Source organism: Methylobacterium sp. Leaf361 (assembly GCF_001424445.1).
In the GTDB taxonomy this organism is placed as follows: domain Bacteria; phylum Pseudomonadota; class Alphaproteobacteria; order Rhizobiales; family Beijerinckiaceae; genus Methylobacterium.
In genome coordinates, this window is the sequence record NZ_LMPY01000005.1 from 20,787 (window position 1) to 36,456 (window position 15,670).

Sequence of the window (15,670 nt, forward strand, 5' to 3'; positions counted from 1 at the left end):
AGGCCCTTCGCGGCGGCCCGTGCGTGTGCGCGGACGCACATCACGACCGCGTGCGGCACACCAATTCATGATACGGCAGGGGATGAGCGGTACACCTGCTCCGTCGGCCTGCCGTATTCAGAGCTACCTTCCCGGAACGGCGACGGGGTTTCGATCATAAGTGATCGGGACCGACTGTCCGCGGATTCGTGATCGCCATGTCGAACAGTTCCGAGCCGACCATCCTGGCGGCCGACCAGGACCTCGCACTGCGCTTCTGGGGCGTCCGCGGCTCGACGCCCGTCAGCGGCCCGCAATACGCCGAGTTCGGCGGCAGCACGCCCTGCATCGAGGTGCGGTGCGGCCAGCGCATGTTCATCGTCGACGCGGGCTCGGGCATCTACAACCTCGGGCAGGGTCACCGGACCGATCTGCCCCAGGAAGTCGACCTGCTGTTCAGCCACCTGCATCTCGACCACACCGCGGGCCTGCCCTTCTTCAAGCCGGCGGTTCTCGATCCCGACCGGGTGATCAATACCTATTGCGGCAACCTCGGCGGCGAATCGGCCGGGCCGACCCTCGACCGCCTGTTCGCGCCGCCGCTCTTCCCGGTTACGCTCGACAAGCTGTGCTGCACCTTCCACCACCACGGCTTCGAGGCGGGTCAGACCCTGGCCTTCCCGGACGGCACGCGCGTCGCCACGATCCTGCTGAACCATCCGCAGGGATCGGTCGGCTATCGGTTCGAGCACGGCGGCCGCCGCCTGTGCCTGATCAGCGACATCGAGCACAGCGACCCGTGGCCGGATCCGGAGCTCGCCGCCTTCGTCGCCGACGCCGACCTGATGGTCTACGACGGCATGTTCACCGACGGGGAATATCCGACCTGCCGGGGCTGGGGGCACTCGACCTGGCAGAAGGGCGTGGAGCTCGCCCGGAACGCCGGCGTGAAGGCGCTCGGGATCATCCACCTGCACCCGGCCCATTCCGACACGGCGCTGCGCGACATGGAGGCCGACCTCCAGGCCGAGATGCCGACGGCGTTCATCGCGCGCGAGCGCCAGAGCCTGATCGTCGGCGCCCCGCGGGCGGTGAGCGGCCGGCCGAGCGCGCGCCCGGCCGTGGCGCGGGAGATGCGCCGCCGAATCAAGGTCGCCTGAGGCCGGGCGTCAGACGGAGCGCCGCCGGCGCGTCCGGCTGTACCGGGCCCAGGTGAACAGCACGAACAGCGCGACGCCGATGATCAGGATGCTCCAGCCGTAGTTGCTGACGAGCTGCGCGTCGATCGGGTGGCCGACGTACCCGAGCGCCACCAGCAGGCCGAGCACCGCGATCGCCGCGGAAACGAGCATCCCTACAATCATCGAAGTCCCCGGCGCGTCCCATCCGCGCGATTCGGCAGGGCCGTATGGTGGGGAAGAATGCACGGCGGCGGCACCCGTTCCAGCCCCGTGATCAGCCTGCCGCGAGCCGGCGCGCGGTCCCTCGGCCGCGATCATCCGCCCCGCGCTGTTCACCGGAATGGCGCGGCGGCGCATTCGGCGGCTCCCATCGCGCCGAAGTTAGGCTAAGTAGGCCGCCTGACGGCGCCCCGAGGCGCGCGAGGAGCTCGAGACCACGGCGATGAGCGGCCAAGACAACACGACGGCGTCCGCGACGGCGCACACCAGCGAGCAGACGCATTCCGCCGCCGCCCCGGGCCCCCTGCGCCCGCAGGACCAGCTCGTGACCATCTACGGCGGCTCCGGCTTCCTGGGCCGGCACGTGGTGCGGGCGCTGGCCAAGCGCGGCTACCGGATCCGCGTCGCAGTGCGCCGGCCGGACCTCGCGCTGTTCCTGCAGCCGCTCGGGAAGGTCAACCAGATCGTCGCCGTCCAGGCGAACCTGCGCTACCCGGACTCGGTGGCCCGGGCCGCCGAGCGGTCGGACGTGCTGATCAACCTCGTCGGCATCCTGCAGGAGACCGGCTCCCAGAGCTTCGCGCGGCTTCAAGTCGACGGGGCCGAGGCGATCGCCCGCGCCGCGGCGCGCCAGGGCGCCCGGATGATCCAGGTCTCGGCGATCGGCGCCGATCCGGCCTCGCCGTCGCTCTACGCGCGCACCAAGGCGGAGGGCGAGGCGCGGGTCTTCGCCGCCTGCCCGGACGCGGTCGTGTTCCGGCCCTCGCTGATCTTCGGGCCGGGTGACAGCTTCTTCAACCGCTTCGCCGGCCTCGCCCGGGCGCTCCCGGTCCTGCCGCTGGCCGGCGGCCAGTCCCGCTTCCAGCCGGCCTTCGTGGGCGACGTCGCCGAGGCGATCGCCCGCGCGGTCGACGGCACGCTGGCGCCCGGCAAGGTCTACGAGCTCGGCGGCCCGGAGGTGGGCACGCTGGAGCATTTCGTGCGCTACATGCTGAAGACGATCCGGCGGAAGCGGGTCGTCGTGGACCTGCCCGTGCCGGCGGCCAAGCTCCAGGCCCGCATGCTGGAGATCGCCGACACGCTGACCTTCGGCCTGCTGCCGGACTCGCTGAAGCTGACCCGCGATCAGGTCACGCTGCTCCAGAACGACAACGTCGTCTCGGAGGCCGCCAAGGCCGAGGGCCGGACCTTCGAGGGGATCGGGATCACGCCGACCGCCGCGGAGGCGGTGGTGCCGGGCTATCTCTGGACCTTCCGCAAGGCGGGCCAGTTCGCCACCGATCGCGACGAGGAAGTCCTGTCCGAGGTGCCCGACACGCTGGCGTCGCAGCCCCTGGCGGCCGGCTCGCAGCACCGGCCGAAGACCGCCTCCGGCCCGGCGATCGGCGCCGATGCCGGCAGCTCGCCGGGGGCCGGGCAGGGCAGCATGGGCGTGCGCTGGGGAACCCGGAACCCGGGCTAGGTGACGCTCCCCGCCCGGATCGCGCCGTGAGCGCGCCCTCTCCCCACGGGTCCGGCGGCCCGGCCCCGCGGCGCGTCCTCGTCACCGGGGCGGCCGGTTTCGTGGGCGGCCACGTCCTGCCGCTCCTGGCGGGGGCGACGGCGGGGTCGACGGCGAGGGCGGGCGACTGCGTGGCCGGGATCGGGCGGGGGCGGTCGCCGCGCCTGCCGGAGGGCGTCACTTACGCGGCGATCGACCTCCTCGACGAAGCCGCGCTCGGCGGCTTCGTGGCGCGGTTCCGGCCGACCGCGATCCTGCACCTGGCGGGCCTCGCCTCGGTGGCGGATTCCGCGAGCGGCCCGGGCCAAGCGTGGCGGGTCAACGTCAACGGCCTGATGAACCTCGTGGCCGCGGTGGAGGCGGTGCCGGGCTGCACCTTCTTCTTCGTAAGTTCCGGCGAGGTCTACGGCAGCGCGTTCCTCGCCGGCCACACCCTCAGCGAGGCGGTCGAGCCGCTGCCGCGCAACACCTACGCCCGGTCGAAATGGGTCGGCGAGCAGCTGCTCCGCGACCTGCTGCCCCGCATCGGCGTGAAGCTCGTCGTGCTGCGGCCGTTCAACCATATCGGTCCCGGCCAGGACGAGCGCTTCGTCGTGGCCTCCTTCGCGGGACAGATCGCCCGGATCGAGGCCGGCCTCGTGCCGCCCTGCCTGGAGGTCGGCAACCTCTCGTCCTACCGCGACTTCCTCGACGTCGCCGACGTGGCGAGCGCCTACGCCGACCTGATCGGCCGCGCGGACTCCCTCGCAGACGGGAGCGTGTTCAACATCAGCTCGGGCCAACCGCGGACGATCGCCAGCGTCCTCGAGGACCTGCGCGCGCGGGCCCGGGTGCCGTTCGAGATCCGCATCGCCCCGGAGCGGGTGCGGCCGACCGAGATCCCCCTGGCCGCGGGCGATGCCGGCCGCCTCCACGCCGCCACCGGCTGGCAGCCGCGGGTCTCGTGGGACGCGGCCCTGACCCGGGTTCTGGACGACGCGCGGGCGCGGCTCGCGGACGCGCGCGAGACCCGCTGAGGCGCCGGGCCCCGCGCGAAGCGGCGCTCAGCGCTCCGCGACGCCGATCAGGGCAGTGGAGGGGATCGGCAGGACGGGTCGTCCGGCCGCCATGCGCCGCGCCTCCGCGATCACCGCGGCCCGGTCGTCCGCGCTCAGGTCGACCCAGTCCGGCGACAGGCCGAACACCGTGTCGGGGTCGTCGAGCAGGGCGACGTCGAGCGCGTAGTCGAAGGTCACCCGGTCGATCCGCGGGGCCGCGTACCCGGCCGCGACCAGTTCCCGGGTGAACCCGGCCGGATCGCCGAGCGCCCGCACCCCGTCGGGCATCGCCCGGCTCTCGCGTTCGGGGAACAGCCGGCGGCGGATCTCGCCGAGCAGCAGGAACGTCGCCGCGCCCTGGTCCTGCCAGGTCGCCACGACGCCCCGCCCCCCGGGTCGCGTCACGCGCGCCATCTCGGCGAGGCCCTTCCGCCAGTCGGGGAACATGATCACCCCGAAGATCGAGAACACCGCGTCGAAGCCGCCGTCGGGCAGGTCGAGGGCTTGGCCGTCCATGACCCGCGCGTCGACGTTGGGCAGGGCCGCCCCGGCGACGCGCGCGACCATGCCGGGCGCGAAGTCGACCGCGAGGACCTGCGCCCCCGTCCGCGCCGCGGCCAGCGCCAGGGCACCGGTGCCGGCCGCGACGTCGAGGACGCGGCTGCGCCCGGTCAGCGGCACCCGCGCGAGCGCCGCCTCCGCGAAGCGCGCGGTGAACGGGTGGGCGGTCGTCGCGTAGTGCTCGGCGACCTTGTCCCACCGATCGGGGTTCTCGAACTCGCGCACCGCTCGGGCTCCGCTCCATCACGTAACTTGATAAGTATCGTGATCGGGCACGGTTGCCAATCCCGGGCCCGGTGTGATGGATCGGCGGGTGCGCACCGACAGCCGCCTCTCCCGGACGCTCCATGTGCTGCTTCACATGGCCCGCCACGACGGACCGATGACGTCCGAGGCGATCGGGCGGATGCTCGGGACGAACCCGGTGGTCGTCCGGCGGACGATGGCCGGGCTCCGGAACGCGGGCTACGTGAAATCCGAGAAGGGGCACGGCGGCGGATGGTCCATCGCGGCGGACCTGAACGCGGTTTCGCTGCTCGACGTCCACCGCGCGGTCGGCGGCCCCCGCATCTTCGCGATCGGCAGCGATCGCGCGAACCCGGCCTGCGCGGTCGAGCAGGTCGTCAACGCGGCGGTCGAGGACACGCTGCGCGAGGCCGAGGCGCTCCTGGTCGCGCGGCTCGGTTCCGTCAGCCTCGCCGAGCTCGCGCGAAGCTTCGACGCCCGGTGCCGGCCCGACAGGCCGTCGGACGCCTCGACCTGCGCCTGACGGCGGGCGGTTGCCGCGGCGACGCTCAGGCGCCATCCTCGGCATCGACGCGGACCAGCACGAGATGAGCGGCCATGGGCCTACTGGACGGATTGCTCGGACACGGCTCGGCCGTCGACGCGGCCTCCCTGGAGCGCCGGCTCGACGGCATCCTGATCGAGGGCGAGACGGCGCGGCTCGCCTTCAAGATCATCCGGGACGTGTTCGTGTTCACCGAGCGCCGCGTCATCCTGATCGACGTCCAGGGCGTGACCGGCAGCAAGGTCGAGTTCCTGTCGGTGCCGTACCGCGCGATCGTGCGCTTCTCGGTCGAGACCGCCGGCACGTTCGACCTCGACGCCGAGTTGAAGATCTGGGTCTCGGGGGCGGCGGAGCCGATCCAGCGCACCCTGAAGAAGGGCGCGGATGTCCGGGGCATCCAGCGGGCCCTCGCCGAGGGCGTGCTGCGCTAGCCCGGGGCGCGCGCCGGCGGGCGGCGGCCGCCTAGCGGACCACGCCCTTGGCCCGCAGGGCGTCGCGCGCGGCCTCGGGGTAGTCCAGGTGCTCGGCCAGGATCTCGGCGCTCGAATCCCCGAGGCCGGGCGGCATGCGCCGCACCGGCAGCCGGCGGCCGTCGAGCCGGTAGGGCGGGGCGATGACGTGGGCGTTCGCGGAGGCCGCCTCCGGTGCCGCGACCACCAGCCCGGCCTCTCGGGCGCGGTCGCAGGTGAGCGCCTCGCGCAGGCCCATCACCTCGCCGCAGGGGATGCCCGCCGCCCTCAGCCGCGCGATCAGCGGCGCGCGCTCCCACTTGGCGAGCTCGGCCTCGAGCACGGGGATGAAGGCGGCGCGGTTGCGCGACCGGTCGAGGTTGGTGGCGAAGCGCGGGTCCGCGACCCAGTCCGGCCGCTCCAGCACCTGCTCGCAGAAGCGGCGGTACTGCCCGTTGTTGCCGACCGTGATCACCACCGGCCCGTCGCCGGCCTCGAACACCCCGTAGGGCACGATCGACGGGTGGGCGTTGCCGTAGCGGGGCGGATCGATCCCCCGGGCGAGCGCCTCCAGGCCGTAATAGGAGGTCAGCGCCACGCCGCAGTCGAACAGGGCGAGGTCGACGGTCCGGCCGCGCCCGGTCCGCTCCCGCTGGTACAGGGCCGCCAGCACCGCCTGGGCGGCGAACTGGCCGGTGAACAGGTCGACCGCCGCGACCCCGAACTTGAGGGGCGGTCCCCCGGCCTCGCCGTTGAGCGCCATCACGCCGGATTCGCCCTGGACCACGAGGTCGTAGCCGGGCCGGCCGGCCTCGGAGCCGTCGGAGCTGTAGCCGGCGATCGAGCAGTAGATCAGGCCGGAATTCTCCGCCGACAGGTCCGCGTAGCCGAGGCCGAGCTTCTCGGCCCCGCCGGTCTTGAAGTTCTGGACGAGCACGTCGCTCTCGCGGGCGAGCGCCTTGACGATCGCCAGCCCCTCCGGCGTGGCGAGGTCGACACCGATCGAGCGCTTGTTGCGGTTCACGCTGTCGAAATACGAGGTGTTGCCGGGGCTCGTCGGCACGCCCCAGTCGCGGGTGTCGTCGCCGCGCTCCGGGTGCTCCACCTTGATCACGTCGGCGCCGAGATCGCCCAGCACCTGCGCGCACCAGGGTCCCGCCAGGACCCGGGACAGGTCGAGGACGCGGATTCCGGCGAGCGGCAGGTCGGCAACGGCATCCATCGCGATGGTCCTCAGGCTCCCATGACGCCGTCGAGGCTGCGCACGGCGTCGATCAGTCTCGGGCGCGCCACCTCCAGGAGGAAGCGCGCGTCGGTGATGACGGTGGGGGCACCGCAATTGACCGACATGGGCGGCAGTCCGCCGCCGGGATGGAACCCCACCGCGATGGCGCAGACCGTCTCCTGCCACTCGCCGAACGAGGTGCAGCAGCCGAGTTCCCGGTGCTCCTCCACCGCGCGGTCGAGGCCGGCGCGCAGCACCGGCCAGGCCACGGGATCCAGCGCCTTCAGGTCCTCGTAGATGCCCGCGCGCTCCCGGTCCGGGCAGACCGCCACGTAGGCGCGGCCCATGGCGCTGCGGGCCAGCGAGATGCGCGAGCCGGTGTCGAGGTTGAGCGAGATCGCCGCCGGGCCGCGCTGGCAGTCGACGTAGCGCATGCTGAGCCGGTCCCGCACCCCGAGGCCGACCGAGGCGTTGGCCGCCTCCGCGACCGCGCGCAGCACCGGCCGGGCGATGGCGCGGACGTCGAGGCCGCCCAGGGCGGCCGAGCTCAGCGCGATGGTGGCGGTGCCGAGCCGGTAGCGGCCGAGTTCGGGCATGTGCTGCAGGTAGCCGAGCTTGGTCAGCGTGTAGGTCAGCCGCGACACGGTGGAGCGCGGCAGGCCGCAGGCCTCCGCGATGTCGTGGTTGGCGAGGCTCGTGCGCCCCGGGCCGAAGCAGGCGAGCACCGACAGCCCCCGGGCCAGGGCCGTGACGAAGTGCCGGTCCTCCTTCGCGCCGGCGCCGGCCGCGTCGGGCTCGGCCGTGTCGGGCTCGGCCGTGTCGAGCCCGATGTCGGATCCGGCGCGCGGGCCGGCCTCCACCTCCATCCGCCCGCTCATCGGCGCAGGAACGCCGCGAAGGCCGCCTGCGCCGCCGGACCGCGGCGGAGAGCGTGGAAGACCTCCGCCTCGGCGTCGAGCGCGCGGGCGACGCTGTCGTCGTGGCCGCGCCGCAGCGCCTGCTTGGTGGCGGCGATCGAGACCCGGGGCAGGGCGGCGAGCGCGCGCGCCTTGGCGAGCGCGGTCTCCAGGGCCGTCCCGGCCGGGACGGCGGCGTTGATCAGGCCGGCCGCGGCGGCGTCCGCGGCCGTGAAGGGCTCGCCGAGCATCAGCAGCTCGGCGGCGCGCTTCGATCCCGCCACCAGGGGCAGCAGGTAGCTCGACCCGCCCTCCGGGCTGAGGCCCAGGGCCGTGAAGGGCAGGCGGAATCGCGCCCCGTCCCCCGCGTAGGCGAGGTCGCAGTGGAGCAGCAGCGTCGTGCCGATGCCGACCGCGTGGCCCTCCACGGCGGCCACGACCGGGAGCGGGCAGGCGCGCAGGGCCTTGAGGAAGGTGAGACCGGGACTGTCGCCCCCGGTCTCGACGTCCTGGAAATCCTTGAGATCGTTGCCGGCGGTGAAGCAGCCGCCCGCGCCGGTGAGGACCAGGGCGCGCACCTCCGCGTCCCGTCCCGCGGCCTCCAGGGCGTCGGTCAGGCCCGCGTAGGTCGCCCGGTCGAGGGCGTTGCGCCGGTCCGGCCGGTCGATCGTGACGAGCCGGATCCCGGGCTCCGGATCGGCGAGGCGGACGCTCACGGAACGGCCCCGCCGTCGCGGTCTGCGGCGAAATCCGCGGCGTAGTCCGCGGAGCTGCCGGCCGTCCGCGCCCGCGCCGCCGCGTATTCCCGGGCGAGCCGGGCGACGAGGTCGGCGGTCGCCGGCGCGTCCGCGATGGTGCCGACACCCTGGCCGGCGCCCCAGACGTCGCGCCACGCCTTCACGCTGGCGCTGCCGAAGTTCATCGCGGTCTTGTCGCGCACCGGCAGGGCCTCGGGATCGAGCCCGGCGGCGCGGATGCTCGGCGTCAGGTAATTGCCCGGAACGCCGGTGAAGTAGGGGGTGTAGACGATGTCGGAGGCCGCGCTGCCGGCGATCATGTCCTTGTAGGCCGCCGCCGCGTTCGCCTCCCGGGTGGCGATGAAGCGGGTGCCCATGTAGGCGAGGTCGGCACCCATGGCCTGGGCCGCCAGGATCGCGGAGCCCGAGGTGATCGCCCCCGACAGGATCAGCGGCCCGTCGTAGAACCGCCGGATCTCGCCCACCAGGGCGAAGGGGCTCAGTGTCCCCGCGTGCCCGCCCGCCCCGGCGCACACCAGGATTAGCCCGTCGACGCCGGCCTCCAGCGCCTTCTCGGCGTGGCGGACATTGGTGACGTCGTGGAACACCACCCCGCCATGGGCGTGGACCGGGCGGATCACCGCGTCCGGCGCCCGCAGGGAGGTGATGATGATCGGCACCCGGTGCCGGACGCAGGCCTCGACATCCTGCGCCAGCCGGTCGTTGGAGGCGTGGACGATCTGGTTCACCGCGAACGGCGCGATCTTCCGCGACGGGTCGGCGGCGCGGGCCTGTGCGAGCGTCTGCGTGATCCGCGCGAGCCACGCGTCGAGGAGTTCGGCCGGCCGGGCATTCAGCGCGGGAAAGGAGCCGACGACCCCGGACAGGCACTGGGCGATGACCAGCTCCGGGCCGGAGACGATGAACATCGGGGCGCAGATCACCGGCAGGGCGAGCTGGCCGCGCAGGATCCCGGGCAGGCGCCCGCCCGGGTCGCGCTCGGGACCGTCGCTCACCGCCCGCTCCCCGCTGCCGGAACTCGCGCCGGACAGGCGCCCCCGGGCCGCTCGCCCCGATCCTTGCCGCGCACCGCGATCCTCCCCCGTGCCTCCGGCGGCCCGGCCTTCGCGCGCCGGGCGGCGTCCGCAACCGAGTCTCGTTCAGGGCCGTTGTGATGGCATGGCCCCGGGCCGCGGGTCAAACGGCCGAGGCGATACTTTTCTGCATTGCAGAACAGTTGGCCGCACCCCGATGACAGACCTTGCCCGTCCTTGACGCTGGCGGGCACTCGGACCAACATCCCGCCGAAACGCGGACACTTATTCTGCATTGCAGAACAACGGGGAGTATCGGGTGGTTCGTCAGGAGGTCGACGGCGGCGTGGCCGTGCTCACGCTCGCCAACCCGCCGGTCAACGCGCTGGGCGCCGCGCTGCGGGCGGCCCTCGACGAGGCCCTGACGAACGCCATCGCGGACGCGTCGGTCCGGGCCGTCGTCCTGGCCGCGGAGGGCAAGGTGTTCGTCGGCGGCGCCGACATCGGCGAGTTCGGCAAGCCGCAGCGCCCGCCGAGCCTGCCGGACATCCTGGACCGGCTCGACGCCAGCACGAAGCCGGTGGTGGCGGCGATCGGCGGCGCGGCCCTCGGCGGCGGCCTGGAGCTGGCGATGGCCTGCCACGGCCGCGTCGCGGCCCCGTCGGCCCGGATCGGCCTGCCGGAGATCAAGCTCGGGATCATCCCGGGGGCGGGGGGCACGCAGCGCCTGCCGCGCCTGATCGGGCCCGACGCCGCCTTCCCGATGATGCTCACCGGCGAGCCGGTCTCCGCCGAGACGGCGGCGGCGCTGGGCATCGTGGACGCCGTGGTGCTCGGCGACCTCGTCGCGGAGGCGCGCACCCGCGCCCTGGAACTCGCCGATTCCGGCGCCCTGCCACGCGCGCGCGATCGGTCCGAGACGCTGACGCCGGAGGCGCGGGAAAAATTCGAGGCGCAGGCCGCCGAGGCGGTGAAGCGCGATCCCGACGCCACCAACGTCCACGCCCTGGCGCGGGCGGTCCGCGCGGGCTTGGAGCAGGATTTCGATGCCGCCGTGGCGGTGGAGCGGGCCGAGTTCCGCGCCCTGGTGGAGGATCCGCGCTCGAAGGCCCTGCGCTACGCCTTCTTCGCCGAGCGCGAGGCCGGCCGGGTGCCCGGCCTGCCGAAGGACACGCCGCGCCGCCCCGTCCGCACGGCCGCGGTGATCGGCGCCGGCACGATGGGCGGCGGCATCGCCATGTGCTTCGCCAATGCCGGGATCCCCGTGACGGTGATCGAGACGGAAGAGGGCGCCCTGGCGCGCGGCCTCGACCGGGTGAGGGGGCTCTACGCCGGCTCGGCCAAGCGCGGCTCGATCACCGAGGCCCAGCGCGACGAGCGGGTCGGCCGGATCACGGGCGCGCTCGGCCTGGAGAACGCCGGGGAGGCCGACATCGTCGTCGAGGCGGCCTTCGAGGACATGGGCGTCAAACGCGAGATCTTCTCCAAACTCGATCAGGTCGCCAAGCCCGGCGCGATCCTGGCCACCAACACCTCCTACCTCGACGTGAACGCCATCGCGGCGGTGACCAACCGGCCGCAGGACGTGCTCGGCCTGCACTTCTTCAGCCCGGCCAACGTCATGCGCCTCGTCGAGGTGGTCCGTGCGGAGAGAACCGCGCCGGACGTGCTGGCCACCGCGCTGGACCTGGGCAAGCGCCTCAACAAGCTGCCGGTGACGGTGGGGGTCTGCTTCGGCTTCGTGGGCAACCGCATGCTGGAGCGCCGCAGCCGGGCCGGCGAGCGGCTACTGCTCGAGGGCGCGCTGCCGCACGAGGTCGACGCGGCGGTGACCGGCTTCGGCTTCCGGATGGGCCCCTTCGCCATGGGCGACCTCGCGGGACTCGATATCGGCTGGCGCTCGCGCAAGGATTTCGGCGGCCGGGCGCCGGTGGCGGACTCGCTCGCCGAGCAGGGCCGGTTCGGCCAGAAGACCGGCCGCGGCTTCTATCTGTACCCGGACGGCGCCCGCGCCGGCACGCGCGACCCGGAGGTGGAGGCGCTGATCGCGCGCGTCGCCGCCGAGCACGGCGTCGCGCGCCGCAGCTTCACGGCCGACGAGATCGTCGCGCGGCTCATGTACCCGATGGTCAACGAGGGCGCGCGGATCCTGGAGGAGGGCATCGCGGCCCGGCCCGGCGACATCGATACGATCTGGATCAACGGCTACAATTGGCCCGCCTGGCGCGGCGGCCCGATGCACTGGGCCGACACGGTCGGATTGAAGACCGTCGCCGAAGCCTTGTCGCGTTTCGCGGCCGAGACCGGCGACGACAGCCAGGAGCCGGCGCCGCTCCTCAAGAAGCTCGCCGCCGAGGGCGGCAGCTTCGCCGGCCTGAAGAACGCCTGAGCGGGAGAGCGATCATGACCGACGCGGTGATCGTCTCGACCGCCCGCACGCCCATCGGCAAGGCGCATCGCGGCGCGCTGAACCTCACCCGCGGCGCCGACCTCGCGGCCCACGCGATCCGCGGCGCCCTGGACCGGGCGCGCCTGGAGCCCGCGGCCGTCGAGGAGGTGGTGCTCGGCTGCGGCTATCCCGAGAACGCCACGGGCGGCAACGTCGCCCGCCACGCGGCCCTGGTGGCGGGGATCCCGGTCGAGTCGGCCGGCGTCACGGTCTCGCGCTTCTGCGCCTCGGGCCTGGAGGCGATCGCCAGCGCGGCGCGCCGGATCATCCTCGACGGCGTGCCGGTGGCGGTGGCGGGCGGCGTCGAGTCGATCAGCCTCGTCCAGCCGAAGGTCCAGCGGGAGCTGACCCGCAACGCCTGGCTGGAGGCCCATCTGCCGGCGATCTACATGCCGATGATCGAGACCGCCGACATCGTGGCGGAGCGCTATCGGATCTCCCGGGAGGCGCAGGACCACTTCGCCCTGGAGAGCCAGCGCCGCACGGCCGATGCCCAGGCGCGCGGGCTGTTCGACGACGAGATCGTCCCGATGTCCGCCGTCATGGCGGTGACCGACAAGGCCACCGGCGAGACCCGGGAGGTCGAGACCCGGCTCGCCAAGGACGAGGGCAACCGCCCGGACACGAATCTGGAGGGTCTCGCCAAGCTCAAGCCTGTGCGCGGGGAGGGGGCCTTCATCACGGCGGGCAATGCCAGCCAGCTCTCGGACGGGGCCTCGGCCAGCGTGCTGATGTCGGCCGACGAGGCTGCGCGGCGCGGCCTCGAACCGCTGGGCACCTTCCGGGGCTTCGCCTCGGCGGGCTGCGGGCCGGACGAGATGGGCATCGGCCCGGTCTTCGCGGTGCCGCGGCTCCTCGAGCGCCAGGGCCTGCGCGTCGCCGACATCGACCTGTGGGAGCTGAACGAGGCCTTCGCGTCCCAGTCTGTCTACTGCCGGGACACGCTCGGGATCGACCCCGAGAAGGTCAACGTCAACGGCGGCGCCATCGCGGTCGGCCACCCGTTCGGCATGTCGGGGGCGCGGCTTGTCGGACACGCCCTGCTGGAGGGCCGCCGCCGCGGCGCGCGCTACGCCGTCGTGACCATGTGCGTCGCCGGTGGCCAGGGTTGCGCCGGCCTGTTCGAGATCGGAGGCTGACGATGGATCTCCGCTTTACGCCGGAAGAGATCGCGTTCCGCGACGAGGTCCGGAGCTTCTGCCGCGAAGAAATCCCGGCGGAGATCCGGAAAAAGGTCTCGGAGGGGCGCAGCCTCTCGAAGGAGGACTACGTCACGAGCCAGCGGATCCTCAACGCCAAGGGCTGGGCGGTGCCGCACTGGCCGCAGGAATGGGGCGGCCGGGATTGGACCCCGATCCAGCGCTACATCTACACCGAGGAGCTGTTCCAGGCGGCGGTGCCGCTACCCCAGCAGTTCAACTGCTACATGTTCGGCCCGGTGCTGGCGACCTTCGGGCGGCAGGACCAGAAGGCGCGCTTCCTGCCGCGCGCCGCCAACCTCGACGACTGGTGGTGCCAGGGCTTCTCCGAGCCGGGCGCCGGCTCGGACCTCGCCTCGCTGAAGACCAGGGCGGTGCGCGACGGCGACCACTACGTCGTGGACGGCCAGAAGACCTGGACGACGCTCGGCCAGCACGCCGACTGGATCTTCTGCCTGGTGCGCACCGAATTCGAGGCCAAGAAGCAGCGCGGCATCTCCTTCCTGCTCATCGACATGACGACGCCCGGGATCACCGTGCGGCCGATCCTGACGCTGGAGGGGCGGCACGAGGTCAACGAGGTCTTCTTCGACGCCGTGCGCGTGCCCGTGGAGAACCTCGTCGGCGAGGAGAACCGGGGCTGGGACTACGCGAAGTTCCTGCTCGCCAACGAGCGCACCGGCATCGCCCGGATCGGGCTGACCAAGGAGCGGATCGCCCGCATCAAGCGGCTGGCCCGCGAGATGCCGGCCGGGTCCGGCACGATGTGGGACGATCCCGCCTTCCGCGCCCGCGTCGCGGAGGTCGAGGTCGAGCTGAAGGCCCTGGAGATCACCCAGATGCGGGTGGCGGCCAAGCAGGGAAGGGCGGATTCGGTGGAGCCGGACCCGGCCTCGTCGCTGCTCAAGATCCGCGGCTCGCAGCTCCAGCAGGCGGCGACCGAGCTGCTGGTGGAGCTCGCCGGGCCCTTCGCCCTGGCGGCGCCCGCGCGCGGGGCCGGGGCCAACAACCTGCCCGGCGGCTTCGACTGGGTCGACGCGGCGGCGCCGAGCTACTTCAACAACCGCAAGGTCTCGATCTACGGCGGCTCGAACGAGATCCAGCACAACGTCATCGCCAAGGGCATCCTGGGGTTGTGAGCGGTCGCCTCGCCCCGTCCTCCCCCTCATCCTGAGGTTCCGGGCGCCTCCGACGACATCCGCGAGGGAACACCATGGATTTCGACCTAAACGAGGACCAGTCGCTCCTGCGCGACAGCGTCGAGCGGCTGGCCGCCGACCTCTACCCGTCGCTGGAGAGCCGGCAGGCGCGGCTGAAGGCGCCCCTCGGCTTCCCCGAGGACGGCTGGGCGGCCTTCGCGGAACTCGGCGTCGCCGGCCTGCCCTTCTCCGAGGACGAAGGCGGCCTCGGCGGCGGCCCGGTCGAGACCATGCTGGTCATGGAGGCGGTGGGCCGCAACCTCGTGGTCGAGCCCCTGCTCGCGAGCCTCGTGCTGGGCTCGACGGCCCTGCGGCTCGGCGGCAGCGCCGCGCAGCGGGAGCGCCTCGTCCCGGGGCTCGTCGCCGGCGACCTGCGCCTGACCCTCGCCCACACCGAGCGCCAGTCCCGCTACGACCTCGCCGACGTGGCGACGATCGCCCGTCGCAGCGGCGACGGCTACGTGCTGAGCGGGGCGAAGAGCGTCGTGCCCAACGCCGACGCGGCCGGCCTGATGGTGGTCTCGGCCCGCGTCTCGGGCGAGCGGCGCGACCCGAGCGGGATCGGCCTGTTCCTCGTCCCGACCGACGCCCCCGGCGTCGCCATCGAGGCCTACCCGACCCAGGACGGCGGCCGGGCCGCCGAGGTGTCCTTCTCAGACGTGACGCTCCCGGCCGACGCCGCGCTCGGCGACCCGGAGGGCGGCCTGCCGCTCCTGGAGCGGGTGGTGGAGCACGGGATCGCGGCGCTCGCCGCCGAGGCGGTCGGCTCCATGGACGCGCTCCACAAGCTCACGGTGGAGTACCTGAAGACCCGCAAGCAGTTCGGCGTCAGCGTCGGCTCGTTCCAGGCGCTGCAGCACCGGGCCGTCGACATGCTGATCCAGCTGGAGCAGGCCCGCTCCATGGCGCTCTACGCCGCCATGATGGTGGACACACCCGAGCCGCGCGCGCGGGCCGCGGCCCTCTCGGCCGTGAAGGTGCAGATCAACAAGGCCTGCCGCTACGTCGGCCAGGAGGCGGTGCAGCTCCACGGCGGCATCGGCATGACGCTTGAGTATATCGGCGCCCACCACTTCAAGCGGCTCGCCATGATCGAGTACCAGCTCGGCGACACCGCCCACCACCTGCGCCGGATCACGCAGGACGAGAACGGGCTGCTGGCGGCGTAGTCCGGTTCGGGCGCCGACACTGTCGTTGCGGGCGGAGCGCAGCAA

15 protein-coding genes are annotated in these 15,670 nt (G+C 73.1%); 9 read left to right on the plus strand and 6 right to left on the minus strand.

The features are described from left to right. Nucleotides 1-197: 197 nt before the first annotated feature. The gene (locus tag ASG32_RS05750; RefSeq protein WP_020092387.1) at nt 198-1,139 is read left to right on the plus strand and encodes an MBL fold metallo-hydrolase; all 942 of its coding nucleotides are present in this window, start codon (nt 198-200) and stop codon (nt 1,137-1,139) included. A gap of 9 nt (nt 1,140-1,148) precedes the next feature. On the opposite strand, the gene ASG32_RS05755 is transcribed toward ASG32_RS05750, so the two are convergent. After that, a complete protein-coding gene (locus ASG32_RS05755; protein WP_020092388.1) occupies nt 1,149-1,331 on the minus strand; it encodes a hypothetical protein in 183 nt (60 codons plus the stop codon). Nucleotides 1,332-1,602: 271 nt separating this feature from the next. Between ASG32_RS05755 and ASG32_RS05760 the strand changes: the two genes are divergently transcribed. Both ASG32_RS05760 and ASG32_RS05765 read left to right on the plus strand, forming a co-directional pair. Beyond that, the gene (locus tag ASG32_RS05760) at nt 1,603-2,841 is read left to right on the plus strand and encodes a complex I NDUFA9 subunit family protein (RefSeq protein ID WP_020092389.1); all 1,239 of its coding nucleotides are present in this window, start codon (nt 1,603-1,605) and stop codon (nt 2,839-2,841) included. A gap of 26 nt (nt 2,842-2,867) precedes the next feature. After that, complete coding sequence (locus ASG32_RS05765) at nt 2,868-3,896, plus strand: GDP-mannose 4,6-dehydratase (protein ID WP_056523435.1); 1,029 nt, start codon at nt 2,868-2,870, stop codon at nt 3,894-3,896. A 27-nt stretch (nt 3,897-3,923) separates the two neighbouring features. Here the strand turns inward: ASG32_RS05765 and ASG32_RS05770 are convergent, their stop codons facing one another. Then, nucleotides 3,924-4,703: a class I SAM-dependent methyltransferase gene (locus ASG32_RS05770; protein ID WP_056523437.1), complete on the minus strand. Its 780-nt coding sequence runs from the start codon at nt 4,701-4,703 to the stop codon at nt 3,924-3,926. An 88-nt stretch (nt 4,704-4,791) separates the two neighbouring features. Between ASG32_RS05770 and ASG32_RS05775 the strand changes: the two genes are divergently transcribed. Both ASG32_RS05775 and ASG32_RS05780 read left to right on the plus strand, forming a co-directional pair. After that, entirely contained in the window at nt 4,792-5,247 is a 456-nt protein-coding gene (locus ASG32_RS05775) for an Rrf2 family transcriptional regulator (protein ID WP_056523560.1), read from the plus strand. Between the two features lie 74 nt (nt 5,248-5,321). Continuing rightward, nucleotides 5,322-5,699 carry a PH domain-containing protein gene (locus tag ASG32_RS05780; RefSeq protein ID WP_020092393.1) on the plus strand — a complete coding sequence of 126 codons (378 nt, stop codon included), beginning with the start codon at nt 5,322-5,324 and terminating at the stop codon, nt 5,697-5,699. 31 nt (nt 5,700-5,730) lie between these two features. On the opposite strand, the gene ASG32_RS05785 is transcribed toward ASG32_RS05780, so the two are convergent. The 4 genes from ASG32_RS05785 to ASG32_RS05800 are packed head-to-tail and all read right to left on the minus strand — an operon-like array spanning nt 5,731 to nt 9,591. Further along, nucleotides 5,731-6,939, minus strand: a complete 1,209-nt coding sequence (locus tag ASG32_RS05785) for a CaiB/BaiF CoA-transferase family protein (protein ID WP_056523439.1) — start codon at nt 6,937-6,939, stop codon at nt 5,731-5,733. 11 nt (nt 6,940-6,950) lie between these two features. Continuing rightward, a complete protein-coding gene (locus ASG32_RS05790) occupies nt 6,951-7,820 on the minus strand; it encodes an IclR family transcriptional regulator (RefSeq protein WP_244491829.1) in 870 nt (289 codons plus the stop codon). Beyond that, on the minus strand, nt 7,817-8,554 hold the full coding sequence (locus ASG32_RS05795) for an enoyl-CoA hydratase-related protein (protein ID WP_056523441.1): 738 nt from the start codon (nt 8,552-8,554) through the stop codon (nt 7,817-7,819). The genes ASG32_RS05790 and ASG32_RS05795 overlap by 4 nt, the downstream gene beginning before the upstream one ends. Next, nucleotides 8,551-9,591: a nitronate monooxygenase family protein gene (locus ASG32_RS05800; RefSeq protein ID WP_056523443.1), complete on the minus strand. Its 1,041-nt coding sequence runs from the start codon at nt 9,589-9,591 to the stop codon at nt 8,551-8,553. Before ASG32_RS05800 ends, ASG32_RS05795 begins: the two co-directional genes overlap by 4 nt. 337 nt (nt 9,592-9,928) lie before the next feature. Here ASG32_RS05800 and ASG32_RS05805 point away from each other — a divergent pair, with 337 nt between their 5' ends. From ASG32_RS05805 to ASG32_RS05820, 4 genes are all read left to right on the plus strand, one after another. Then, a complete protein-coding gene (locus tag ASG32_RS05805) occupies nt 9,929-11,998 on the plus strand; it encodes a 3-hydroxyacyl-CoA dehydrogenase NAD-binding domain-containing protein (protein ID WP_056523563.1) in 2,070 nt (689 codons plus the stop codon). 14 nt (nt 11,999-12,012) lie between these two features. Further along, complete coding sequence (locus tag ASG32_RS05810) at nt 12,013-13,197, plus strand: acetyl-CoA C-acyltransferase (protein ID WP_056523445.1); 1,185 nt, start codon at nt 12,013-12,015, stop codon at nt 13,195-13,197. A gap of 2 nt (nt 13,198-13,199) precedes the next feature. After that, a complete protein-coding gene (locus tag ASG32_RS05815) occupies nt 13,200-14,396 on the plus strand; it encodes an acyl-CoA dehydrogenase family protein (RefSeq protein ID WP_056523446.1) in 1,197 nt (398 codons plus the stop codon). Nucleotides 14,397-14,470: 74 nt separating this feature from the next. Continuing rightward, on the plus strand, nt 14,471-15,625 hold the full coding sequence (locus ASG32_RS05820; RefSeq protein ID WP_056523448.1) for an acyl-CoA dehydrogenase: 1,155 nt from the start codon (nt 14,471-14,473) through the stop codon (nt 15,623-15,625). Nucleotides 15,626-15,670: the final 45 nt, after the last annotated feature.